Annotated in this window: 20 protein-coding genes; 10 read left to right on the forward strand and 10 right to left on the reverse strand. The window is 67.2% G+C overall.

Going from position 1 to position 23,814, the window contains the following annotated elements:
- The first annotated feature begins 40 nt into the window (after positions 1-40).
- Positions 41-1,489 (forward strand): carboxylesterase/lipase family protein, encoded by a 1,449-nt coding sequence (locus ACTIL2_RS02980; RefSeq protein WP_442335968.1) that lies wholly within the window; start codon positions 41-43, stop codon positions 1,487-1,489.
- Between the two features lie 20 nt (positions 1,490-1,509).
- Here the strand turns inward: ACTIL2_RS02980 and ACTIL2_RS02985 are convergent, their stop codons facing one another.
- Together ACTIL2_RS02985 and ACTIL2_RS02990 are read right to left on the reverse strand one after the other, a co-directional pair.
- Positions 1,510-3,741, reverse strand: coding sequence for a heavy metal translocating P-type ATPase (locus ACTIL2_RS02985; protein ID WP_442336022.1), 2,232 nt, complete (start codon positions 3,739-3,741; stop codon positions 1,510-1,512).
- 101 nt (positions 3,742-3,842) lie between these two features.
- On the reverse strand, positions 3,843-4,052 hold the full coding sequence (locus tag ACTIL2_RS02990) for a heavy-metal-associated domain-containing protein (protein ID WP_442335969.1): 210 nt from the start codon (positions 4,050-4,052) through the stop codon (positions 3,843-3,845).
- A gap of 386 nt (positions 4,053-4,438) precedes the next feature.
- Between ACTIL2_RS02990 and ACTIL2_RS02995 the strand changes: the two genes are divergently transcribed.
- Entirely contained in the window at positions 4,439-5,512 is a 1,074-nt protein-coding gene (locus tag ACTIL2_RS02995) for an alkene reductase (protein ID WP_442335970.1), read from the forward strand.
- A gap of 482 nt (positions 5,513-5,994) precedes the next feature.
- Here the strand turns inward: ACTIL2_RS02995 and ACTIL2_RS03000 are convergent, their stop codons facing one another.
- Both ACTIL2_RS03000 and ACTIL2_RS03005 read right to left on the reverse strand, forming a co-directional pair.
- Positions 5,995-6,753, reverse strand: coding sequence for a decaprenylphospho-beta-D-erythro-pentofuranosid-2-ulose 2-reductase (locus tag ACTIL2_RS03000; RefSeq protein ID WP_442335971.1), 759 nt, complete (start codon positions 6,751-6,753; stop codon positions 5,995-5,997).
- 21 nt (positions 6,754-6,774) lie between these two features.
- A complete protein-coding gene (locus tag ACTIL2_RS03005; protein ID WP_442335972.1) occupies positions 6,775-8,190 on the reverse strand; it encodes an FAD-binding protein in 1,416 nt (471 codons plus the stop codon).
- Between the two features lie 49 nt (positions 8,191-8,239).
- Between ACTIL2_RS03005 and ACTIL2_RS03010 the strand changes: the two genes are divergently transcribed.
- Positions 8,240-11,308, forward strand: coding sequence for a hypothetical protein (locus ACTIL2_RS03010; RefSeq protein WP_442335973.1), 3,069 nt, complete (start codon positions 8,240-8,242; stop codon positions 11,306-11,308).
- On the opposite strand, the gene ACTIL2_RS03015 is transcribed toward ACTIL2_RS03010, so the two are convergent.
- Positions 11,305-11,655 (reverse strand): hypothetical protein, encoded by a 351-nt coding sequence (locus tag ACTIL2_RS03015; RefSeq protein ID WP_442335974.1) that lies wholly within the window; start codon positions 11,653-11,655, stop codon positions 11,305-11,307. The genes ACTIL2_RS03010 and ACTIL2_RS03015 overlap by 4 nt on opposite strands.
- A 237-nt stretch (positions 11,656-11,892) precedes the next feature.
- Here ACTIL2_RS03015 and ACTIL2_RS03020 point away from each other — a divergent pair, with 237 nt between their 5' ends.
- The 5 genes from ACTIL2_RS03020 (at position 11,893) to ACTIL2_RS03040 (ending at position 15,396) form a co-directional block, all read left to right on the forward strand.
- Entirely contained in the window at positions 11,893-12,399 is a 507-nt protein-coding gene (locus tag ACTIL2_RS03020) for a hypothetical protein (RefSeq protein WP_442335975.1), read from the forward strand.
- Between the two features lie 5 nt (positions 12,400-12,404).
- Entirely contained in the window at positions 12,405-13,016 is a 612-nt protein-coding gene (locus tag ACTIL2_RS03025) for an N-acetylglucosamine-6-phosphate deacetylase (protein ID WP_442335976.1), read from the forward strand.
- A gap of 44 nt (positions 13,017-13,060) precedes the next feature.
- The gene (locus tag ACTIL2_RS03030) at positions 13,061-14,194 is read left to right on the forward strand and encodes a hypothetical protein (protein WP_442335977.1); all 1,134 of its coding nucleotides are present in this window, start codon (positions 13,061-13,063) and stop codon (positions 14,192-14,194) included.
- A gap of 72 nt (positions 14,195-14,266) precedes the next feature.
- Complete coding sequence (locus ACTIL2_RS03035) at positions 14,267-14,950, forward strand: GtrA family protein (protein ID WP_442335978.1); 684 nt, start codon at positions 14,267-14,269, stop codon at positions 14,948-14,950.
- Positions 14,947-15,396, forward strand: coding sequence for a GtrA family protein (locus tag ACTIL2_RS03040; protein WP_442335979.1), 450 nt, complete (start codon positions 14,947-14,949; stop codon positions 15,394-15,396). Before ACTIL2_RS03035 ends, ACTIL2_RS03040 begins: the two co-directional genes overlap by 4 nt.
- Before the next feature lie 130 nt (positions 15,397-15,526).
- Here ACTIL2_RS03040 and glfT1 read toward each other — a convergent pair whose 3' ends face one another.
- The gene (glfT1, locus tag ACTIL2_RS03045; RefSeq protein WP_442335980.1) at positions 15,527-16,438 is read right to left on the reverse strand and encodes a galactofuranosyltransferase GlfT1; all 912 of its coding nucleotides are present in this window, start codon (positions 16,436-16,438) and stop codon (positions 15,527-15,529) included.
- 146 nt (positions 16,439-16,584) lie between these two features.
- On the opposite strand from glfT1, the gene ACTIL2_RS03050 reads away from it, so the two are divergent.
- Entirely contained in the window at positions 16,585-17,799 is a 1,215-nt protein-coding gene (locus tag ACTIL2_RS03050; RefSeq protein ID WP_442335981.1) for a class I SAM-dependent methyltransferase, read from the forward strand.
- An 85-nt stretch (positions 17,800-17,884) separates the two neighbouring features.
- Positions 17,885-19,327 carry a hypothetical protein gene (locus ACTIL2_RS03055; RefSeq protein WP_442335982.1) on the forward strand — a complete coding sequence of 481 codons (1,443 nt, stop codon included), beginning with the start codon at positions 17,885-17,887 and terminating at the stop codon, positions 19,325-19,327.
- Between the two features lie 10 nt (positions 19,328-19,337).
- Here the strand turns inward: ACTIL2_RS03055 and ACTIL2_RS03060 are convergent, their stop codons facing one another.
- From ACTIL2_RS03060 to wzm, 4 genes are all read right to left on the reverse strand, one after another.
- On the reverse strand, positions 19,338-19,832 hold the full coding sequence (locus ACTIL2_RS03060) for an NINE protein (protein ID WP_442335983.1): 495 nt from the start codon (positions 19,830-19,832) through the stop codon (positions 19,338-19,340).
- Positions 19,833-20,045: 213 nt separating this feature from the next.
- Entirely contained in the window at positions 20,046-21,830 is a 1,785-nt protein-coding gene (locus ACTIL2_RS03065) for an ATP-binding protein (protein ID WP_442335984.1), read from the reverse strand.
- Between the two features lie 265 nt (positions 21,831-22,095).
- Positions 22,096-22,884 (reverse strand): galactan export ABC transporter ATP-binding subunit Wzt/RfbE, encoded by a 789-nt coding sequence (wzt, locus tag ACTIL2_RS03070; protein ID WP_442335985.1) that lies wholly within the window; start codon positions 22,882-22,884, stop codon positions 22,096-22,098.
- A gap of 10 nt (positions 22,885-22,894) precedes the next feature.
- Positions 22,895-23,812, reverse strand: coding sequence for a galactan export ABC transporter permease subunit Wzm/RfbD (wzm, locus tag ACTIL2_RS03075; RefSeq protein ID WP_442335986.1), 918 nt, complete (start codon positions 23,810-23,812; stop codon positions 22,895-22,897).
- Positions 23,813-23,814: the final 2 nt, after the last annotated feature.

Here is a 23,814-nt window from a genome sequence, read left to right on the forward strand (position 1 = left end):
GACACGGCCACGACGTGGCCCGAGAGCAGGGAGAGCGGATATGGACGGTACGGCTGACACAGTCGACATTCGACTGGAGCAGGGGACAATCCGGGGACTACGGCGGGGAACGGGAGGCCGGGGCGCCACCTTCCGTGGGATCCCCTACGCTGCGCCGCCGGTGGGTGGGCGCCGGTTCCTCGCCCCTGAGGCCCCTGAACCCTGGGAGGGTGTGCGCGATGCCACACGGGTGGGCCCCACCGCACCGCAGCGGGGTGCGTCCCCGGTGCTCGGCCATCTCATCCCGAACGTCTCCGTCCCTGGCGACGACTACCTCCACGTGAACGTGGAGACCCCCGACCTCGATGGGTCAGCCCCGGTCCTCGTGTTCCTCCACGGTGGATCCTTCGTCACCGGCTCCAATGCGCTCGACCTGTACGAGGGCGCCGCGTTCGCACGCGACGGGATCGTCTACGTCGCCGTCAACTACCGGCTTGGCATCGACGGCTTCCTGCTGCTGGAGGACGCCCCCGCCAACCGTGGGCTGCTCGACCAGATCGCGGCTCTGCGGTGGGTGGGGGAGAACATCGCACGGTTCGGAGGGGACCCGGACCGGGTCACCGTGATGGGTGAATCCGCCGGGGCCATGAGTGTTGCCACGCTGTTGGCGGTGCCCGCGGCACGGGGGCTGTTCCACCGCGCGATCCTCCAGTCCGGCGGAGACGGGAACGCCCTGTCGGTCGGGGACGCGGTGACGGTGCGCGACCGGGTGGCGGAGCTCCTCGGTGTCGCGCCGGTGCGCGACGCGGTGTCCGGCGTGCCGGACGCGGAGTTCCCCGCGGTACAGGAGCAGCTGCAGCAGGAGGTCGGCGGCAACGCCTCCGACCCGCGGTGGCGTGAGATCGCGCGGCAGTCCCTCCCGTTCGAGCCCGTCATCGACGGAGAGGTCCTCCCGGAGGCGCCATCGGCGGTGATCGGACGCGGCGACGTCTCCGGCATCGACATCCTCACGGGCTACAACCTGGACGAGGCGAAGCTGTTCTTCTTCCCCATGCCCGAGAACGGGGTGGAGGTCCGCCGGGCGGCCGAGGGCTTCGGCCACCTCCACGGCCTGTCCGACAGTGCCCTGGAGGAGTACTGGGACGCGCGTCAGGAGGGGGACAGTGACCGGGACGTCTTCGCGCGGATCGGGACCGACCTCATCTTCGCCGGTCCCGCCCACCGGATCGCCGGCTCGCCGGGCACCCGGTACCTGTACCGCTTCGGGTGGCGTTCCACGGCGGAGGGTGGCCGGATGGGCGCGGCCCACGCCTTCGAACTCCCCTTCGTCTTCGACGCGCTCGATTCCCCGGATGCGGCCGGGATCCTCGACGGTGCGCGACCGCAGGCCATCGCCGACCGGATGCACGGTGCCTGGGTCAGGTTCGTGACGGAGGGGCACCCCGGCTGGTCACCGTACGGTGACGGTGGCGGGGTGCACCTGTTCGGCGGTGGGGACGCCGTCGGTTAGCGGCCCGGCCCCGCCCGCGGTCACGCGTGGCTGGAGCGGAAACCGCGCAGCCGCAGCGAGTTCGAGACCACGAACACCGAGGAGAACGCCATCGCAACGCCGGCCAGCATCGGGTTCAGGAACCCGACCGCCGCGACCGGGATCAGGGCCACGTTGTAGGCGAAGGCCCAGAACAGGTTCCCGCGGATCGTTCCGAGGGTGCGCCTCGACAGGCGGATCGCATCCACGGTGGAGCGCAGGTCGTTGTTCATCAGGGTGATGTCCGAGGCTTCGATGGCGACATCGGTTCCGGCGCCCATCGCCAGGCCCAGTTCCGCGGTGGCCAGGGCGGCGGCGTCGTTCACGCCGTCACCGACCATCGCCACGTTCCTGCCCTCGTCCTGCAGTTTCTCCACCTGGGTGACCTTGTCGTCCGGCATGACCCCGGCGATCACGTTGGCCGGGTCGATGCCGACCTCGGCGGCGACCGCCGTCGCGGCACCGGCGTTGTCGCCGGTGAGCAGCCACGGGGTCAGCCCCAGGTCCTTCAGTGCGGCAACGGCCTCCGGTGAGGTCGGCTTCACCGTGTCGCGCACGGTGACCACGCCGGCGGGTGATCCGTTGACCTCGACGACCACAGGGGTTCCGCCGGCGTCCTGTGCGGCGCGGAACGCCGCGTCCAGCTCGTCCGGCAGGTCCGCGGCAGGACGTCCCACGCTGACGACCTCACCGTCGACCGTCCCGGACACGCCGTGGCCGGCGGTGGTGTCGAAGTCGGTGACCTGTGGGATGTCACCGGCGCGTTCGGCCTCGCGCACGATCGCCTGGGCAATCGGGTGCTCCGAACCGGATTCCACGGCGGCGGCCCTGGCGAGGATGCCGGGGGCGCCCGTGACGTCGCTGACGGACATCTCGCCGGAGGTCACCGTGCCGGTCTTGTCCATCACGATGGTGTCCACGCGCCGGGTGGATTCCAGCACCTCCGGGCCCTTGATCAGCAGGCCGAGCTGCGCACCGCGTCCCGTGCCGACCAGCAGCGCGGTCGGGGTGGCAAGCCCCAGGGCGCACGGGCAGGCGATGATCAGGACGGCGACGGCGGCGGTGAAGGCGGGTGCCACGCCACCGCCGACCGCGATGTGGATGACCAGCGTGGCGATCGCGACCAGCACGACGATCGGCACGAAGTACTGGGAGATCCGGTCGACGAGACGCTGCACCGGCGCCTTCTTCGACTGGGCGTCGGTGACGAGCTTCGCCATCTGCGACAGGGTGGTGTCCGAACCGACGCGGGTGACGCGCACCAGCAGACGTCCGGAGGTGCTGATCGTCGCCCCGGTGACCGGGGAACCGACCGTGGCCTCGACGGGCACGGACTCCCCGGTGAGCATCGATTCGTCCACCGCGGAGGTGCCCTCGGTGACGACACCGTCGGTGGCGATCTTCTCGCCGGGCCGGGTGACGAAGACGTCGTCGACCTTGAGCTGGCTCACCGGGACGCGGACCTCGGCACCGTCGCGGATGACGGCTGCGTCCTTGGCCCCCATATCCAGCAGTTTGCGCAGCGCCTCGGACGACTGCCCCTTCGCACGTGTCTCGAACCAGCGTCCGAGCAGCAGGAAGGTGATGACCACCGCGGCGGTCTCCAGGTAGATCTCGTCCATGGTGGTGTTCGACGGCAGCAGATGCATCTCCATGGTCATGCCGGGATGCCCGGCATTGCCGAGGAACAGCGCCCACAGCGACCACACGTAGGCGGCGGTCGTACCCAGGCTGACCAGGGTGTCCATCGTGAAGGCGCCGTGGCGCAGGTTGAGCAGCGCAGCCTTGTGGAACGGTGCGCCACCCCAGAAGTAGACCGGCGTCACGGCGGTGAGCACGGCCCACTGCCAGTACTCGAACTGCAGTGCGGGGATCATGCTGACCAGGACGACCGGCACAGCGATGATCGCGGAGATGATGGTGCGCTTCTTCAGGTCGGCGGCGTCGTCGTCGCGGGCCGCGTCGATCTGGGACTGGCCGGTGGACGGGCTGCCGGACGCGGCGTCCTGCGCGGGACCGTCCTGCGGTCCGGACGCTGCGTCCTGCGTCTCATCCACCATGGTGAAGGCGTCGTACCCGGCGCCCTGCACGGTCCTGATCAGTGTGTCGGTGTCGACGGTGGCGGGGTCGTAGTTGACGGACGCGGACTCGGTGGCGAAGTTGACGGTGGCGTCGACGCCGTCGAGCTTGTTGAGCTTGCGCTCCACCCGGTTCGAGCACGACGTACAGGTCATGCCCGTGACGCCGAGGTCGAGTTGAATAAGGTCGGCGCCGGGGTGCGTCTGTGTCACTGCTGGTCAGTCCTAGATCGTTGTGGTGGCTGTGGTGCCGGCGGTCAGTTCCTGACGGTGTAGCCGGCCTCGTCGACGGCGGCGTTCACGGCGTCATCCGTGACGTCCTCGCCGGTGACGGTGACGTTGCCGGTGGCGAGCTCGGCCTCGACGGAGGTGACGCCGGCGATCTCGGAGATCTCCTCTTCGACGGAGGCCTTGCAGTGTCCGCAGGTCATGCCTTCGACGGTGTAGTTCTTGGTGACGGTGGCCATGATGTGCTCCTCGGGTGAATCCGTTGTGTGGGGCGGCCCTGTGCTGCCCTTCCAAGGAAAACTGTATACCCCAGTGGGGTATTGTGCAAGAGATTCTCCGGGTCCTGCACGTTGACGTGCGGCACGCTCCGGACTGCAGGGATCCCGCCCTGTCGGAGAGGGGTTGGGGCGCGGAGGGGTCCTATCGGTAACCGGAAAGTTCGCACCGCTCTGACTGTTTCCACTTAAGTCGCCGTGTCGAAACCGGTGCGAAGTTCCCGGTTGAAGCAGTGGCCCAGAACGTCAGATGCCTGGTTAGCATCGAAACGTGTGGCGATAGCGGTCGCCCGGTCCGCCGGCGCGAGGGTAACCGGGAATAGCGCCGGGTCCCCGCAGGTTCCCTCTGCATGACTTCTCTCTTCGACCCGCTGGACGCGGGAGCACTGCACCTGACCAACCGTGTGACCATGGCGGCGCTGACCCGCCAACGGGCGGAGGAGGACGGTGTCCCCACCGATCTGCACGTGGACTACTACTCGCAGCGCGCGTCGGCGGGTCTGGTGCTGACGGAGGGAACATTCTCCGCGTTCAGCAACCGCTCGTTCCCGGGGCAGGCGGGCATCGCGAATGAGGAGCAGCAGGCCGCGTGGACGCGGGTGGCCGACGCGGTGCACGCCAACGACGGCACCCTGGTCATGCAGATCATGCACGGTGGCAGGACCTCCCACCCGGACCTGCTGCGCGGTGGTGAGCCGGAGGCTCCCAGCGCGGTCGGCACCGGTGGCCCGGTCCGCGGTTTCTCCGGGAAGCTCGACGGAGTGGTTCCGCGCGCATTGGGGACCGAGGAGATTCCCCGCATCGTCGATGAGTTCGTCCAGGCAGCGCGCCGCGCGGTCGACGCCGGTGTCGATGCCGTGGAGATCCACGGCGCGAACGGCTACCTGCTGCACGAGTTCACCGCTGCGTCCTCCAACCACCGCGACGATGCCTACGGCGGGTCCCCGGAGAACCGCGCGCGGCTGACGGTCGAGGTCGTACGCGCCGTGGCCGAGGAGATTGGCGCGGGACGCACCGCGCTGCGGATCTCGCCGGAGCACGGTGTGCAGGGTGCGACGGAGGATGACCGGGACGATGTCGTGGCCACCTACGATGCCCTGATCGACGGCATCAAGGGTCTGGGGCTGGCCTACCTGTCGGTGCTGCACAAGGATATCGACGGTGACCTGGTCGCCCACCTGCGTGGGCGTCTCGGCGGGACGTTCCTGCTCAACAGTGGTTTCGGCCACATCACCGACCTGACCGAGGCCCGGCACATCGTGGAGGAGGACCTGGCGGACGCCGCGGTGGTCGGCAGGGAACTCATTGCGAACCCGGACCTGGTGCGCCGCTGGCGGGACGGTTTGGAGCTGAACACCCCGGACCAGTCCACCTTCTACGTCGGTGGGGCCCGGGGGTACACCGACTACGCTTTCGCGGAGTAGCGGTCCCGGGCGAGCGCTGGTTCCTCGTGCCGGGCGCCCGCAGTGCCGGCCCTGGGGACGTCGTATCGATTGCGTAACGATCCGGGCGTGGGGCGCATGAGGGCTTGCCCCGGCTCGTCGGCGGATTTACCGTTGCCCCGTCGCATAGGAGACTTATGCAAGGGCGACGTGCTGGCGTACCGTCCGGGCCCGACGCCGGACCCGGGGAAGGGGAAACCCGATGCAGGACAGGAAGTCACCCCGGCGGGTGAGGGGCTCGCAGCTGTTGCTGTGGGCAGGAGTCACGTTACTGCTGCTCGCTGCAATGATCATCAACATCACCCTCAAGAACAACGGCGCAATCTCGGATACCGCCTCAGGCGTGACGACCCTGGTTATCATCCTGGCGTCCATCACGGTCGGGATAGTGCTCAGTATTCGCAGGGAAAAACGCGAGATCCAGGAGTCCCGGCGCCGCAAGGCCGCCCGTCACACAGTCAGTCCTAGAGAGGAAGCCGGCGCACCACGAACTGCGGCAGGTTCTTCAGGATCAGCATGACCCAGCGGAACAGCGGGTGGATCCAAATGACCGACTTCTTGCCGTCCACACCAGCGACAACGGCCTTCGCCGCGTCCGGCTTGTCCACCGTCAGCGGTGCATCGTCCAGACCCTCGGTCATGTTCGTGCGCACCTGGCCCGGGCGCACGGTCAGTACCCGCACCCCGGTGCCGCGCAGTGCCTCGCCGAGCATGCGGTAGAAACCGTCCGTGCCGGCCTTCGTGGAGCCGTAGACGAAGTTCGAACGGCGCACCATCTCGCCGGCGACGGAGGAGAACACCACGATCTGCCCGTGGCCCTGCGCCTTCAGCCGGTCGGCCAGCAGCACGCCGACCGACACCGCGCCGGTGAAGTTGACCTGCGCGGCGAGCACGGCCTTCTTCTGGTCGGTCCACTGCTCCTCGTTGTCGCCGAGCACACCGAAGGCCACGATGGCCAGGTCGATGTCCCCGTTCGCCCAGATACGGTCGAAGACCTCCGGGTGGGAATCGAAGTCGGTGGCGTCGAAGTCGACGGTGTCGACGGTGGAGGCGCCGGCGGCCTCCATCCGCTCGATGGCCGGCGTCAGGTGCTCACCTGGTCGGGCGGCCAGGACGACGCGCGCCGGGCCCCGGGTCAGGAACTCCTCGACCACGGCGAGACCCATGTCGGACGCACCGCCGAGCAGCAGGATGGACTGGGGCTTACCCACAGCGTTGATCATTGACTAACTCCTAAAACAGCTCTAGTTCAGCTCGAGGCGGCGGGACATGTCGGACGCGAAGACGCCGGTGGGATCAATGGAGTGGCGGGTGTCCAGCCACCCCTGCAGACCCGGGTACATCCGGTGGAAGTTCTCGGCGGTGGTGCGGGACTCCTTGGCCAGGTAGAGACGTCCACCGAACTCCATGACGCGCTCGTCCAGGGAATCCAGGAAAGCGCCCAGACCGGGACGGATCGGGAAGTCCACGCACACGTTCCAGCCCGGCATCGGGTAGCTCAGTGGCGCACGGTTGCCCTCGCCGAAGAGCTTGAACACGTTCAGCGCGGAGTAGTGCCCGGACTTCTGGATGTCCTTGATGATCTGCTTGAACGGCTCGACGGCATCCACCGGCACCACGAACTGGTACTGCAGGAAGCCCTTCGGGCCGTAGCCGCGGTTCCACTCCCCGAACAGGTCGAGCGGCTGGTAGAACTGCGTGAGGTTGTTGATCTTGTTCCTCGCCGGAGCGCCCATCGTGTAGTACGCGATGCCGACCGCGGACAGTGTCAGCTTGTTCAGCGTGAACGAGGGGAAGATGTCCGGGATGGTCATCAGCTGCGGGGCGTTGAACTTCAGCGGGTCCTTCGCCAGCTCCGGCGCGTACTCCTTGAGCTGGTCCAGGGTGGCCAGCGAGCCACGCGAGATCGTGGCGCGTCCCAGCTTCGGCTCCGGCGAGATGCAGTCGAACCACGCCGAGGAGTAGGTGTAGTTCACCTCGGAGCCGTCGGAGTGGGCGGCGATCGTCTCGTCCAGGGTGTCCGTGCGGTCGGTGTCGGCGATGAAGTAGGCGGTCTCGGTCTTCGTCATCCGGATCTGCGCGCGCAGGATGATGCCGGTCAGCCCCATGCCGCCGACGGTCGCCCAGAACAGTGTCCCGTCCGGGTCGTCGGCGGAGCCCTCCGGCTCCAAGTGCAGGACGCGGCCGTCGGCCACCAGCAGCTCCATGGACACCACATGGTTGCCGAAGGATCCGGCGGAGTGGTGGTTCTTGCCGTGGATGTCCGGGCCGATCGCGCCGCCGATGGTGACCTGGCGGGTGCCGGGGAGCACCGGGACCCACAGACCCGACGGCAGGGCCGCCTTCATCAGCTGGTCCAGGGTCACACCCGCATCCACGTCGACCAGGGCGGTCTCCGGGTCGATGGAGTGGATCCTGTTGAGCTCCTGCATGTCGATGACCAGGCCGCCGCCGTTCATGGCGGGGTCGCCGTAGGAGCGCCCCATTCCGCGGGCGATCACGCCGCGCTTGAGGTGGTCAGGCTTGTCGGCGTTGCTGTCGGCCACCTGTGCGACGGCGGCGGCGATGACGTCGACGTCCGGGGTGGAGAGGACCTCGGCCGTGGTGGGCGCGGTTCGTCCCCACCCGGTGAGCGTCCGGGTGTGCGTCTTCAGTTCCATGACGACCACCCTACCGCCGGGGGTGGCGAAAACATGTCATAGTTGGGCCATGGGTTCGGTGGATGTGGCCTCGGTGGCGCGTGAGTGGGAGTCCCTGCGCGGAATGCGCTCCCGCGCGGAGATCAGTGAGGACGCCTACCTGCGCCGGTGTGAGGAACTCTCGGATTCCCTGGGAGTTGACGGTGAATCCGGTGATGGCGAGCTCGCGTACCGCATCGACCTCCTGCGCTGCCTGGAGAACGGGACACGCGACAGCGGACGGGGCATCGCGGAGACCATCGAGCTGCTGCCGTTCCTGTGGGAGCTGCATCTCAGTGACCCGGTGCGGTTCCCCGCCCACCCGGATGCGGTGGGTGGGGCCACTGGCGCCGGGGACGGCGAGGGGGACGGGGAGTTGCCGAATCTCTTCGACATGCTGTGGCAGGATGCTGTCCTCGCCGCGTCGCTGGATCCGGACGTCGATGCCGGGACCCTCGGTGACCTGGCGTCCCGCGCGTTCAGTGCGCTGTCGGAACTGGGGAAGTCCGGCAGGGAGATCGCCGAGACCCGGGTGCGCTTCCTGTTGGCGGTGGGACGTCTCGACGAGGCGCAGCGACTGCTCGACGACCTGCCGGTGCCGTCCCTGCCGGACGAGCCGACGTGGGAGGGCGCCTACGGTTTCCAGCGGGACATGGATGTCCGCGGCATGATCGCCCTGCAGCGCGGTGACCTGGGGGTGGCGGCGGACATCGTCGAAACCATGTCCGGGGCACCGGAGACCCGTTCGCAACCGACTGTGATCCTGGCGGAATCCCTGATCCCGCTGGCGTCCACGGTGCCGGCCGAGGACACCCGGGCGAGGGCTGCGTTCGTCGCGGACCGGGCGGGCGGCGATCCCGGACTGTCGGACGCCCTGCTGCAGGTCGCGGAGTTCCTCGCCCAGACGGGGCACGAGCGCACGGCCCTGGGGCTGGTTGACCGGCTGCTTCCTTTCCTGGGGCTGGCGGACCGTGACATCGACCGGGACGTCCACCTGCTGGAGGGGCTGCACACTGTCTACCGGTGGGCGTCGGAGGCGGGGCTCGGCGAGGTCCGACCGGTGCTCGCGGGATTGCCTGCGGTGGCCGGCCGACTGGCGGAGGTGGCCGGTGAGGGCCCGGGCACGGTGGATTCCCTCGCGGACTGGGCCGGGTCCCACGCCCGGGAAGCCGCCGCCGCGCTGGACCGGCGCAACGGCAATGACGTGGAATCCACCGTGGGTCTGGGACTGCACGTCCTGCCCGGGATGGCACCGGAGAGGGAGGCCGCCGACGACACCGACGCCGACACCCTGGGCTCGCGGGTGCTCGCCGCGATCCCGCCGTCCCCGCTGAACCTGCCGGACTGGCTGGCCGCGTCCCACCTGGACCTGCCCGGCGAGGTCGCGGACTGGCAGGGCGGGGTCAGCGGCACCGCGACGCCCGAGGTGCCGGTGGCCGGCCCGGCGGACGTCGCGGGGTTCGGGGAGCAGGACGCGGTGGCGGCCACGATGCTGTACTCGATGCTGGGACTGTCCGAGGCGGTGGACACCGGCGTGGACCGGCTGGTGGAACTCCGTGAGAGTGGACGACCGCTGCAGCTCGGTCCACTGGTCGGGGAGCTGGTGCGCCGGTACGAACTGTCGGTGGTCTTCATGGATGCCGAGGGTCCGGACGACGCCGAGCCCGAGGGGTCCGATGACGGCATGGACGATGCCGGGCCCGGTGGGTCCGACGATCCCCCGTCGGAGGAGGCTCCGGACGATCCTGTCGTCGCGGACCTCGACCGCATGCTGCGCACCCGGCAGGAGGCGCAGGAGGAGGCCGAGAACGCCGATGCGTCCCCGCAGGTCATCCTCACCAACCGGGTGGAGGCGATCTCCGGGGTATGGGAGGACTCCCACCCCGTGGTGCGCGCGATGATCGAGCAGGACATCCTGATGGGCGGCATCTACCCCGACCAGCATGCGGTGGTGCTCGCACTGCGGGCCCTGAGACGGGTCACCCGCTATGCACCCCGCTCGATCCCGCAGGTCGGGGCCGGGCTGCTGATCGGGCTCTCCGGGTGCGAGGGGTCCGACCCGGACGCGGTCTGTGCGCTGGCGCAGTACATCACGGCGGTTGCGCTGAGCCTGCCGGAGCGCCCCGACGACGCCGGGCTGATGCTCGGTACCGACGCTGCCCCGGACCTGTGGGAGGACCTTTCCGGACTGGCCCTCGCCCTGGCCGGGCACGCCGCCTACCTCGAGTCCGTGGCCGTCTACGACCGGGCCCTGGCGCTGCTGCCCGGCGAGGACCACGCCGCCCGGGTGCAGCTGATGAGCTCCCGGGCGGACGTCCTCGCGGCCATGGGGAACAGCAGGTCAGCGGCGGAATCCTACTCGGAGACCGCGGCGAACGCCGTGCACTGGGGATTGTGGGAGTATGCGGCGGAGAGTCACGTCCGGTGCCTGTCCGCATGCCTCGACGACAACGACTTCCCCCGTGCGGCGATGGTCCTGGACAGCCTCGACGACATCGACGGGCTGGACTGGATGCGGTTCCCCGATGCGGCGTTCCGCCGTGAGGTCCAGGCGACCCGGTTGGCGACCGCACTGACCGAGGAGAACTTCGGCGGGGAGTGGCCGGGGCAGTTCCAGCGGCTGCAGGACGCCTACGGCACCTACCGTGAGGCTGCGGGACAGGCGGGGCCGGGACCGGTCCCCGGCGCGCTGCGCGCGGCATCCGACCTGGTGGACGGGGTGCTGGCGGTCAACCGGGGACTGGTTCACACCAACCGGGTCGACACGGCGCTGGAGCTCACGGTATGGGCCGCCGGGGAAGCGAAGACCGCGGAGACGGGGCCGGCAGCCTCGTCCGCTCCGTCGGCGGAGGGGCAGCAGGCGGCGCCCCGGCTGGAGGCGCTGACCGAGGAGGCCCTGCTGCTGCACGTGGCGGGACGCGACGACGAGGCGTTGATGATCTTCGAGTCCGTGGTGCAGCAGGCCCGGCGCGCCGAGGTGCCCTGGCTGGTGGACGGGGTGGAGAGCCGCCTCGCCGCAGCGGCCCGCTACGCCCGGCACGAGGATGTCCGGGACCGCTACGCCGCGCTGCTGGGTGAGATCGGGGGCGGGCGCTCCTAGAGTTCCATGACCTCGCGGATGGTCTCCGGGAGCTCGGCGACGCAGGTGATCTGCGGCCCGTTGTACTCGCGGAGCTCCTGGTTGATGATCCGTCGGCTGGTGGAGTCGAGCACGGGCAGCTCCTGGGCGATCAGGCGCACCATGAACTCGTTCATCGGTGCGTCGGTGTGGCTCGCCGCCTCATAGTGCTTGTCGGGGTCACTGCCGCCGACCACGCTGGTCTCGGCGCGTGACCCCTTGGTCCCGGCGGGCTGCCCGTCGTTGGCCTTGGCGATGCTGCGGCGCATCTGCTTCTTGGCGCGGTCTCTGCCGCCCGTATCGTCCTTCCCGGACCCTCTCCCGAACATGGTTCCCAGCGTACCGCGCACCTCGTCGCGGACCTATCGGACCTGCCCGTGGATCCGCCCGGTTACTTACTTGTGGTTAGTTACTGTCATCGGGCGGGCAACCCGTCAGGTCGGTCGCACCATCCCCTGGGGTTGCCGTGGGAAATGCAGTAACTAACACATAGTGGGCCGGAGTCAGGGTGCGGACGGGGGAAAGGCAACGGGGGAGGTGGTCCGGACGCCAGTACACTCGGGCCCGTGAACACCCAGACAGCCCTGAACCGGACAGCACCGAACCAGACCGAGCTGGCCGTGGTGTCCGCCGTGACCCTCGGCTACTACACGCTGCGTGATGCCGTGGCGAACCCCTGGCTGCGGCGTGCCGGGCAGGCCAGCGTGCTCATCGGGGGCCTGGTTCCCCTGCTCGTGGCCGAGCGGAACGGATGGTCCACGGACGAGAAACAGCGAATCTCCGCCGAATGGCCCCGGACGACCCAGAACCTGCGCGGGTTGTCCGCGGTGAAGAAGGTGGCCGGCGTGGTCCTTGCCTCGGCAGCGGTCATTCTCCCCGTCACGGCAACGGCGTGGTTGGTGGGGCGGCTGGACGGTGCCGGCGAGCGGATCATCGGAGGGTTCGGTGGCAGATTGCCCCTGGTCGGTGGCCTGTTCAGGCGAATGCCCAACACGGTGAACGGTGCGCTGCAGGTGGGCGTCCTCTACGGTGTCCACGTAGCGGAGCAGTACCGCGGAGGAAAGGCACGGTGACCGACATGACGACCGAGAATTCACAGGCCGCACAGGCCGGGGCGACCCGTGCCCAGGATCCGCCACTGCTGGTGGTGGCCACCGTCGGCGCGTCCACCGCCGTGTGGCAGGTGGAGGTCGACGCGCGTGTCCTGCTCGGGGACTTCAGCGGGGCCTGGCTGATCGACGACGACGGCGTCCACGGGTTCGCCGCGGAGGCGGAGTGGATCGGGGAACGCCACGACCGTGACGGCGTCCTGGCCCTGCTGCTGTCGCGCCCCGTTGTGGTGGCCGGTGCGGACGGGGGGCAGGACGCGGCACTGCCGGAGGGCACGCGCATCGTGGACCCGGATGCGACGCTCGACAACGCCCGCGCTGAACTCGAGCGCAGCAGGGAGGCGTTCGCCGCGGCGAAGCCGGGGAAACGGCAGCCGTCCTGGGGGGAGATCACCTACGAACCCCAGCCCGGCCCCGCACCACAGGGGCTCGATGGCGACGCGGCACAGGCGGTCGTGACGTGCATGGCCGCCGCACGCGGACTGCGCTGGCTGGTACGGGACTGGAACGCGGCGGAGAAGCTGCGGGTCCAGCGTCTCGGCGGGGAGCTGCGTGCGCTGCCGGTGGTCCTCGCCGGGTAGCACATGGCCGACAGGGTGCGGCCAACGTCGCTACGCTGGTGGCCATGAACGCACGGCATGCCCCCTGGACCGACCGCCCCGGCGGCGCGGCGGTCGGAGACGGTCTTGCCTCGGTCCTCCGGCTGCCGTTGCTGGAGGCCGTGCCACCGGCCGCGGTGGCCGACACCGCCAATGACGCCGTCACACTGCTGCTGCTGGCGGAGCACCACCGGTCCCCGGTGGGCTACTACACGCGTGCACTGGGGTTGAACGGGGAGCTGTCGGTGGCGGAGACGGTGCGGGCGGTACTGATCGCTTTCGACTGGCCCGGGGCACCGCGGATGCTGGAGGACGCCGACGCCCCCGGTGCGCCGACGTGGTCACTGCAGGCCCGCCGCAGCGACAGGCTCCGGGTGTACAGCCGGACGGCGGGCCCGATCGGGACGCCGGTGGCCGAGGCGCTGGGCCGCGACGGGACGGCGACGCTGCTGGTCGACGATGTGGTCTTCACCGTCACCACCGCCGGGGCCATGACCCGCGACGAGCACACCCCTGATGCGGTCTGCCTCGCCGGCGAATTCATCCCGGACGCGACGGGCCGCCGGCATGAGCGGTCCAGCGACTTCCCCATCCCCCGTGACGTGGATCTGGCGGCCGTGAACGTGGCGCTGACAGGGGAGGAGACGGTCGAGGAGATTCTGTCGGGCATCGCACCGGAACTGCGCCGGATGCTGTTGGCCGGGGACCTCTACGAGTTCACGCCGCTGCTGCAGGCCCTCGACCTGGAGCGTCCGGCGCAGGTGCCGGAGGGCGTCCGGAACACGCTGGACCGGGTCCCGGCCGAGCAGACGGACGTGGGACGTGCCGCCGCGTGGGCGAGGGTGATTGCCCTGTCCACGTTGTCGGACCGGGCGACGTCCGACGAGATCACCGAGATGCTGATGTCCGCCCTGGGGTTCACCAGGGCGGACGCCGGCCTCCTACCGCAGGACGGGCGGCTGTCGACCGACCCGCTCGACGCGGTGGAGATCAGGACGCTGTCCGCGGCGTCGGGACGGATCCTGGCGACCTGCGGCGCGGACGGATGGGACGCCCGTGGTGGCGGGGAGTCCGTGGTGACCCCATTGGTGCCCCAGTGCAGTCTGGTTGAACGTCTGGAGATGTACCGCTACCTGCTGCAGGGGCACGGGCTCGAATAGGTTTCGCAAATGCAGCCGGTGGCAGTAGCGTATGAGCGGTAGCGTCGGGGAATGCTCCCGGCCCCTTGAGCAGTGATCCTGACAGTATCCCCGACAGCCCTCGACCAGATAGGACGCGCCGTGACCGATGCCCTCGCTGAGCGGCCCGACTCCGCCGACGACGCGGTCGACGGAGGGTCGCCACGGGCGGGCGCGGTGGACAGGACGAAGCGGCTGATCCGCCAGTTCACGAAGTTCGGCATTGTCGGGGCGTCCGGCGTGGCCGTGAACTCGGCGGTGATGGTGGTGGCGAACCGCACCACGCAGTGGCTGGGGGACTTCGACGGGCACGAGGTGTTCGCCAACCTGCTCGGCACGGACTACAACATCCGCTGGTACCACGTGTTCTCCGTCCTGGCGTTCGTCGTGGCGAACCTGTGGAACTTCAACCTGAACCGGCGGTGGACGTTCCGGACCTCCGGAAAGGCGTCCTGGTTCCGGGAGATGTTCTCGTTCATGCTGGTGGGCGTGGGCGGACTGCTGGTCACGCTGGCTGTGCAGACGATGCTGATCAACCCGGAGTCGCCCGTGCACCTGTCGCGGGAGATCTGGGACGGGTCGACGGGGCTGCGGGACCCGATCTACTGGGGCAACCTGCTGGGCGTCTGCGTGGCGATCCCGGTGAATTTCCTGTTCAACAAGGTGTGGACCTTCCGTGCCGCCCGCAGTCACAAGGTGCCCACACACGTCACGCCGCTGCCGGAGGATGAGAAGTGACCGACAGAACCGTGCCCGACAACGCTGCGTCCGACGCCCCGCTGAGCGACCGCCTCCCGCTGAAGACGCAGCTCTTCCGGTTCATCATGACCGGTGTGGTCGGCGCGATCGTGGACTTCGGAAGCACCTACCTGCTGTTCCTCGCGGGGATGGGTGATGGAGCGTCGAAGACCGTCGGCTTCATCCTCGGCACGTTGACCGCGTACCTGATCAACCGGCGCTGGACCTTCCAGGCGGAGCCCTCGGTGAAGCGCTTCCTGATCACCATGTTCTCCTACCTGGTGACCTATGCGGTACAGGTCAGCCTGTACACGATCAGCATTCCGTGGCTGGAGGACCTGGACCTGGACAAGTTCTGGGTCCGCGCGATCAGCTTCGTCATCGCCCAGGGGACCGCGACAGTGCTGAACTTCATCATCCAGCGCTGGATCATCTTCCGGAAGTAGCTACCCGCTCTCCGCCTTGCGGCGGTTCGGTGGCATCCCGGCACCCGGAGTCGGTCTGACCCCCTCGTGGCCGGCCTCGGATGCCGGGATGCCCTACCGGGCCGCGCCGTACTGGGCCATGGGAACCAGCCTACGGCCGGTAGAACTTCTCCGCGCGCCCCTTCGACTGCAGTGACAGCCACTCCCGGAAGCCCTTGATGTCCCGCTTCTGCACCAGGAAGAACCACCCGAAGCGGGCGTACTCCTGCGGCAGCAGCCGCCGCATGCCCGGCTGGTTCATCAGGAAGCCGCGGTTGCGGTAGGTGAAGTAGCGCTTCGTGGAGTTGTCCGGGTACTGCGTGTGCATCTTCCCGCCGAGGATCGGTTTGAACTCGTCCGCGCCGTCCGGATGCAGGTAGGACGCCGTCAGACACGTCCCGAACGGCAGCCCCGAGCGCACCAGGCGCCGGTGGTACTCGACCTCGTCGCCACGGATGAACAGGCGGTAGTCCGGCACGCCGATGACCTCCATCGCACCGGCACTGAGCAGTGCGCCGTTGAACAGGCTGGCGATCCCGGGGAGGAAATCCCCCTTCAGTTCACTCATGTAGCGTCGCCACACCACGCCCTGGCGCAGCGGGAACGCCAGGCGCTCCGGCTCGTTCATGTTGCACACCGCCGGCGAGACCTCCGCCAGGCCGTGCTTCTCCGCGACCCCGTAGAGGGTGGACAGGACGTTCCCGTCGGCCGGACGGCCGTCATCGTCGGCGCACCACACCGCATCCATCCCCAGGGACAGGGCGGTGAGGAAACCGAGGGCGAAGCCGCCCGCTCCACCGAGGTTCGTCCTCGACGGCACATACACCGCGCGGTCCCCGGCGAGGTCCTCGAGCAGGAAACGGACCTCGTCCTCGCAGCCGTTGTCGACGACGATGACCTTGTCGACCGGGTGGTTCTGGTTGCAGACCACGCCGAGGGAGTGACGCAGCAGGTCAACGCGCTTGTGGGTGACGATGACCGCGGCGGTGGTGCCACTGCGGGTGAGTACGGCGTGTTCAGGCATGGAACTCATTGTGCCACGGCGGGCCCGCGGCACCGCCCAAGGCAGCCCCACAGCACGGGCGGCCGAGTGTTACTACCCTTGGGGACATGACCGTCCGGGGGAAACCCGAGGGGCCCCAAGGAGAGAGACAGACGCAAGGAGATATCGTGACCAGCCCGTCGACAACCACAACCGAGCAGCCCATCCTGTACCCGCCGGTGCCGTTGGGGAGGTACGCGCGGACGGCGGCGACCGTGGCGAAGGCCGTCGTGTCCGGCGCGGCACGCAAGGCGGGGATCACCGTCGCGGAGGAGTCGGAGCGTGCCGACGCGGATGTCGTCCTGCGCCGTCCGGACGCGTTCTACACCCGTCTGGGTGTCGACGGGCTGATCGGTTTCGGCGAATCCTACGTGGCCGGGGACTGGGAGGCCGAGGACCTGGCGGGGACGCTCACCAAACTGTGCCGCCGGATCACCACCCTGGTCCCCGGCTGGCTGCAGAAGTTCCGCGGGCTCTACAGTGCGGCGCGCCCCTTCTCCCAGAAGAACACCGTGGAGGGTGCGAAACGCAACATCAGCGCTCATTACGACTTGTCCAACGACTTCTTCGGGACGTTCCTGGATCCGGGGCTGAACTACTCCTCGGCACTGTTCGACGGCGAGGCCCGTACGTTGGCTCAGGCGCAGGACGCCAAGATCGAGCGTGTCCTCGACCGTGCACGGGTTGGCGCGGGGACGCGGGTGCTGGAGATCGGTACGGGCTGGGGCGAGCTGGCCCTGCATGCCGCACGTCGCGGGGCGGAGGTGCAGTCGGTGACGCTGTCGGTGGAGCAGGCGGACCTGGCGCGCGCACGCGTCGCCGACGCCGGTTTCGCGGACTCGGTGAGCATCGACGTCCTGGACTACCGGGAGGTCACCGGGTCCTTTGACGCGGTGGTGTCGATCGAGATGATCGAGGCGGTCGGCGCGGAGTACTGGGACGAGTACATGGCCACGGTGCATGACCGGCTCGCCCCCGGTGGCCGGGCGGTGATCCAGGCGATCACGATGGACCATGACCAGGTGATGGCCACGAAGAACGACGCGACGTGGATCACGTCCTACATCTTCCCCGGCGGAGTGATCCCCTCGGTGACGGCGCTGGACGGCTCGGCCGAGCGTGCCGGGCTGTCGCGGGGGATGCGGACATCCTTCGGGCGGGACTACGCCGAGACGCTGCACCGGTGGGACGACGCCTTCCTGGAGGCGGTCTCCTCCGGACGTGTGGAGGAACTGGGGTTCGGCCCGGACTTCCAGCGGCTGTGGCACTTCTACCTGTGCTACTGCGAGGCCGGCTTCGCCGCGGACTACATCGACGTCGGGCAGTTGGAGTACGTGCGGTAGGGCGGACGTAGGTCGGCAGCGTTTTCGGACCGATATACTGGCGGCAATAGCCACGATGACCAGTGAGGACTAGTGAGGACTAGTTATGCCCGTTGATTCGCTCGATGACCTCCCCATTCTGCAGACCATTGTGTCAAAGAGGAATGCGCTCACGGACCTGTTGGACGTGCTTGATCAGCCGAAGATCGCTGCCGAGGTCCTGGAGATTACGGAATCCCTGGACACGGTGTCATTGCGTCTGGTGGAGCTGGAGAGTTCCGATAGCCGGCTGCGGGCGATCAGTGAGGTCGCCGAAGGGCGTGCGAAGGCAGCGTCCACCTGCCAGGATGTCCGGGTGTTGGCCTTGTCCGCCTCGCTGGTGGGGGCGATCGGGCTGATGACCGGTGACACATCTGCTTTCCTCCGGTCGCGGGTACTCCTGGCGGAAAGTGAGTTGCTGAGAGGCCGTACCGTCGACGCCGAACAGATCGCGGTCGGTGCGGTGGCTGCCGAGCAGCGGTTGGGTGAGGATGCCGGGGCGGTGGACATGCTGTCACTGATTCGTTCCGCCGGGGACGTCGGCACGTCCTACCGCCCCACGATCGACGTGCCGGAGGAGGCGCGGGACGAGGTTCAGGACGGCACTTCGCCATGGGAACGGACGCTGACCGCACTGGCCAGGGACAGTTACTCTGAATCCGCCGATCCGCTGTGGAGGGACGCCCTCGCGGATTGCACCAGGGAGCTCGACCAGGTGCTGGATCCCGTGGGTCTGGTGGAGATGGAGGTGCGGTTGAAGGAACTGTTGGGTGTGATCACCTCGGATCAGGGGTTGGGTTCGCCATATCTTCGCCCGGTCGTGATCTCGCGGGCGGTGGCGATTCACCGGCTTCGTCAGCTGGTGTTCGAGGAGCAGTCCGACAGCATTGCCGGCATCCAGGACCGGACCGGGTTCTACAAGTCCTTCGTCCGGGCGTTGAACGGTGATCCGTCGCCGGACGTGCCCATTGATGACCGGATTCTGATCGCCAGGTACGGCGTGTACCTGGATCAGAATGCCACCGGTGTCACTGATCTGGGGCGCTACGAGAAGGCCAAGGGCCTTGTGGAGCTTTATCGGGAGAACAACGACCGCGACAGGGAGATCGAGACCCGTCTGGAAGTGGGGGCGTGCCTGGAGAAGATTCAGCGGATGTCGGAGATGTACGACGTTTACGCCCGTGCCCTGGAACTTGCGAAGCAGTATGACCTGACCAGCGGAATGATCTGGTCAACGATCCGGTTGTCCTATGCGCACTTCCTGGCTAAGGATCCGCGGACGGCCACTCAGCTGCTGCTGGATCTGGAGCGGTCGATGCCGCCGGATCGGATCCGTGACGTTGATGAGCAGGAGGCGATGGCCGAAGCCAAGGTGGCGCTCGCGAACTTGTTCACCGTGGCCCGCGCGCACAGTGGTGCCAGGGACTACTGGCGCCAGGCCGCCGAGATGTTCGAGACCATGGGGAAAGAGGACCGGGCGTGGGAGTGCCGCGCCAAGGTCGACTACTAGGACCGGTGCACTATGTGACCGGGACACCGCGGGTGTCGCGGGCGTAATTGCCGGAACCGGTGAGGATCATGATGAACTCGACGATCCACCAGACGAAGTTGATGAAGCCGAAAACAAGCCCCAGGAAAGGGATGAAGGAAAGCACCAGCAGCGTGATGTGGCCGAAGGCCCTGCCGGTCTGACCGAGGTAGAAGTTGTGGGCCCCCAACCCGCCGAGGAAGAAGGCGAGGAGCGCAGCGGCAACCTTGGACTTCGTCTGACCCGCGTAGACGCCCTGTGGGTAACCGGGCTGCTGGTACGGCTGGGGAACCTGGTTCTGGTAGTTCTGGGGCGGGTAAGCGGGCTGGAAGCCCTGTTGGTATCCGGGATTCTGGTTGCCTGGCTGCTGGAAGCCGGGCTGTCCCTGTGACCAGCGTCCGGGCTGATTGTCGGGGTTGTTGCCCTGTGGTCCGTTCTGGAATCCCCCGGGTTCGTTGGGGTTTGGGTTGTCGAAGGGGTTGGTCATGGGGGCTCCTGAGTGGATGTTCGGCATTGCGGTGGCTATCGGGCGGTCGCTTCGGCACACTTTGTGTACAGCTACGCACAAGTACAAGCCAACATACCAGGGTGGTGTGGGGGTCGAAATGACTGAGCAGCGGGAAGTCGCTGCTTACCGGTCAGGCCGGTGTCGGCTCATCGTGGGTTAGGGCCCGCCGTTGCGTGGAGCTACAGGAGCCCGCTACCAGGCGCGCCGGTAGGTTGTCGTGCGATCTCCTTGACCACCCGTACGGATAACGTAACCAGAGGTGATGAGTTTCGACAGTGCGTAGCGAATCGCCGTAAGAGGAAGCTCGGTCCTCTCCGCCAAACTATGTACGTCCGTTGATTCTTCCGGAGGTATGGCTCTGAAGACCACGGATGCATTCTTGGTTACTTTTCGCAGTTCAAGGTCGAGTTCACTGTCTGGGCTGATGGAATTGGGGCGGTTGGAAGCGTCCTGGTCCACACTGAGGGTGCCGGGTCCGGCACGGACCTCGCTGTGCGTAGGGGGGCACCCTGCCAGTGTGACACCCTCCGGGGAGACGGTGATGAGACTCAGTCGTTGTAGGAGACTCAGCTGTTCCTCGGCCTCTGATCTGGTAAGAGGGGAGAAATCTGTGAGCATCCGGGAGATGCTCCATGGTTCGCCGTCATCGAGGGAAAGAAGGAGTGACTTCTGAATATGGGAGAGCTGGATTCCTGGGGCCAGGCCTGCAAGGCGCCGACTACTATCCCGAGAGAAAACTGAACCTCGACGTAGGATCACAGTGAAGTTCACTCCACGATCGATGAACATTGGTCGGTGAAGGTCAGCGTCCCTTGTTTCTGCGAGAGCCTCCCGGATGCCTCCGCCCTCTCCCTCGATAACACTGGCTCCGTCACTGGTGCTGAGGTGTTTGGAGATCTCGTAAAGCCGTTGGTTCACGGCTTGGGGTCGGAACTGTCCCGAGCTCAGTTCAGATTCTGAGAGGTTGTGGAGGCCACCAGGACTGATGATCACGAGCTTCTCGGGCTCGACGCGAATCTGGACCCGCAGTCCCCGATCAATAGTGTTGGGCCCCAGGTCGCGGTGCACCAGGGCGTTTGCAACAATTTCGCGGATGGCGCGGCCGGGGAACTCAGGTCGCTTCTCCATGTTCCCGTCTGGGCGGTAGGCATCCGCTGTTCCTGTGTTCTCCCGGATCCACTCTTGGATCTGCTCTAGTAGTGAGGGGAGGGGGCCATCGAAATCCTGACGATTCTGGGTTCGGACACCACTACTGTTACGAGGCAGGCGGACTGCAGCAGTAGCCGCCAGAGAGGGGAGTTTCCCCTGCGGGAGGTAACCGAGGGCATACAGGCCGGCAGTGGTGAGAGTGCCGTCCGCCGTAGTCACCGCTGTCATCCGAAGAAGGCTTTCGTCATCCAGTGCGCGCAGCCTACGGCTGCTTCTTCTCGCGGATTCCAGGTACACGGCGAGCAAGTCACCATCCAGATCTGCAGTTCCGGTCCCGGGTACAGGTACGGCATCGTACTGGGTGCGTTCGATCTCCTGAAGCCGATTGACCTCAATCATCTGTAAGTCGTTTGTGTTCATCACGTAGTCGCCGTCAGACTGGCGAAGATACGCTTTGTGCTGGTAGCGAGCGGGTTTTTGGCCAGGAAGGAGAGCCACGACCTCGGCGACGACGACGGTTCTGCCGTTGATGCCAAGGGGGTACGCGCTGATGTAGGGCGCGGGATCGACCGCGGTGCGCGCCTGGCTAGTCAGGCCTTGGATCATGTCGCTCGGGGAATCGACACCAGTAATGCTGAAGTTCTGGCGTTGGTCAGCGCCAAGGATTATTGTTCCGCCTTGAGGCATGTTCGCGAACGCGCAGATGGTCTCTGGCAGGCTTTCGGGAAGTCCCCCGGTGGCAGACTTTACTTCGACGAGGGTGAAATCATCGCCGAACGCACGCATGTCGTCGAGGGTCCTCGTTACGTCGGCGCTGGTCCACGTCATACATTAAAGTATAGACTCGTTCACTCGCAAAGTCAGTTCGCACTTGATGTTTAACATCAAAATAGCAGATCAGGGGAGATTGTGCGTGGCGGATGCAAGCCTTTACGCGGCAGTCTCAGTGTGATTGGCGACATGGGACGTCCTTCATAGACACTCTCATGGGCAAAGTGTGTATGTGACGTTGATGTGTTGATGTATGGCGTTACAGTCGTGCGGTTGCGCATGGTGTCGCGGGGTGGACCGCGTCACGCGTGAACCAAACGCGCTACAACCGCCCGAGGTTCCCCAGCACGTGGCGCACGTGCTCCCTGGCCTCGGGACCCTCGTACTCGCCCACGATCTCGTCGACCGGGCCGCACGAGCGGATCGCTCCGTGGTCCACCCACAGGGCCGAGTCGCACAGCTGCGCCAGGAACTCATTGGAGTGCGAGGCGAACACCAGGATGCCGGACTTCTCCACCAGCGCCTGGAGCTTGACGCGGGCCTTCTCCATGAACGCGGCGTCGATGGCGCCGAGGCCCTCGTCCAACAGCAGAATCTCCGGTTCGATGGAGGTCACCACACCCAGGGCCAGGCGCACGCGCATTCCCGAGGAGTAGGTGCGCAGCGGCATGGAGAGGTAGTCGCCGAGCTCACTGAACTCCGCGATCTCGTCCAGCTTCCTCTCCATGGACTTCCGGGACTCACCCAGGAACAGTCCGCGGATGATGATGTTCTCGTAGCCACTGACCTCCGGGTCCATGCCCACACCGAGGTCGAAGATGGGGGCGACGCGCCCCTGGACCACCGCCGAACCGCGTGTCGGCTCGTAGATGCCGGACAGCACGCGCAGCAGCGTGGACTTCCCGGCACCGTTGTGGCCGACCAGGCCGATCCGGTCGCCCTCCTTCAGGTGCAGGTTGACGTCCTTCAGCGCCTCGACGACGACGGTGTTGTCGTCGTTGCGTCCTATCGCGCCGCCGGCCGCGCCGAGGAACGCCTTCTTCAGGGACCGGGACTTCGCGTCGAAGATGGGGAAGTCCACGCACGCGTTGTAGGTGTCGATCGAAACCATGGTTGTTCTCCTAAACCCAGTAGCTGACGCGTGAACGCCACTTGCGCATGAACACCATCGCGAACAGGGTGCCCAGCACGGTGAGCGCGATGACGATGATCCACGAGCGCAGCTCCACCGGCTGGTCGATCATCGGCCCGCGGACGATGGCCATGTAGTGGTACAGCGGGTTGATCTCCGCCAGGTAGGCCTTGTTGCCGAGCTCGCCGATTCGGTCCTTCAGCGTCGAGTCCATCCACACGATCGGGGTCATGTAGAACAGCAGCTGCACCAGCGACTCCAGCAGCGGGGCCACGTCGCGGAAGCGGGTGGCGATGATGCCGAAGAACATCGTCACCCACACACCGTTGGCCACCAGCAGTGCCAGGCCCGGGAGCGCGTACAGCACCTCGAGGCCCACCGGGATCTGGAACACCACCAGGAGCACCAGCCAGATCACCAGGTTGTGCAGCAGGAACAGGAACTGCCGCCACACCAGGCGGTACACGTGCACGCTGAGTGCACTGGGCAACTGCTTGATCAGCCCCTCGTTGGCGATGAACACCTGGGAGCCCTCGTTGATGCAGCCGGCGATGAACCCCCACAGGATCAGGCCGACCGCGACGTGCGGCAGGAACTCCCTGATCTCGATGTCGAACAGCAGGGAGTACAGCAGGCCCAGGGCGGTGGCCATCACACCGGTGGCGATGGTGATCCACACCGGTCCCAGGACTGAGCGGCGGTAGCGCTGCTTGATGTCCTGCCACCCGAGGGTGAGCCACAACTCGCGCTGCGAGAAGCCGCGTTTCAGGTCGTCCCATGCGGCGCTGAACGTCTGGGAGTGCGAGACCGGGATGTTCCCGCCGGTCGGTGCAGCGACGTACCGCTCGTACTCGGCGGACGTGGCGGGAGTCTCGCTGGGGTTGTTTTCGGAATCGGACACGTGCATAC

It is taken from the genome of Corynebacterium sp. (assembly GCF_052107835.1).
Lineage (GTDB): Bacteria > Actinomycetota > Actinomycetes > Mycobacteriales > Mycobacteriaceae > Corynebacterium.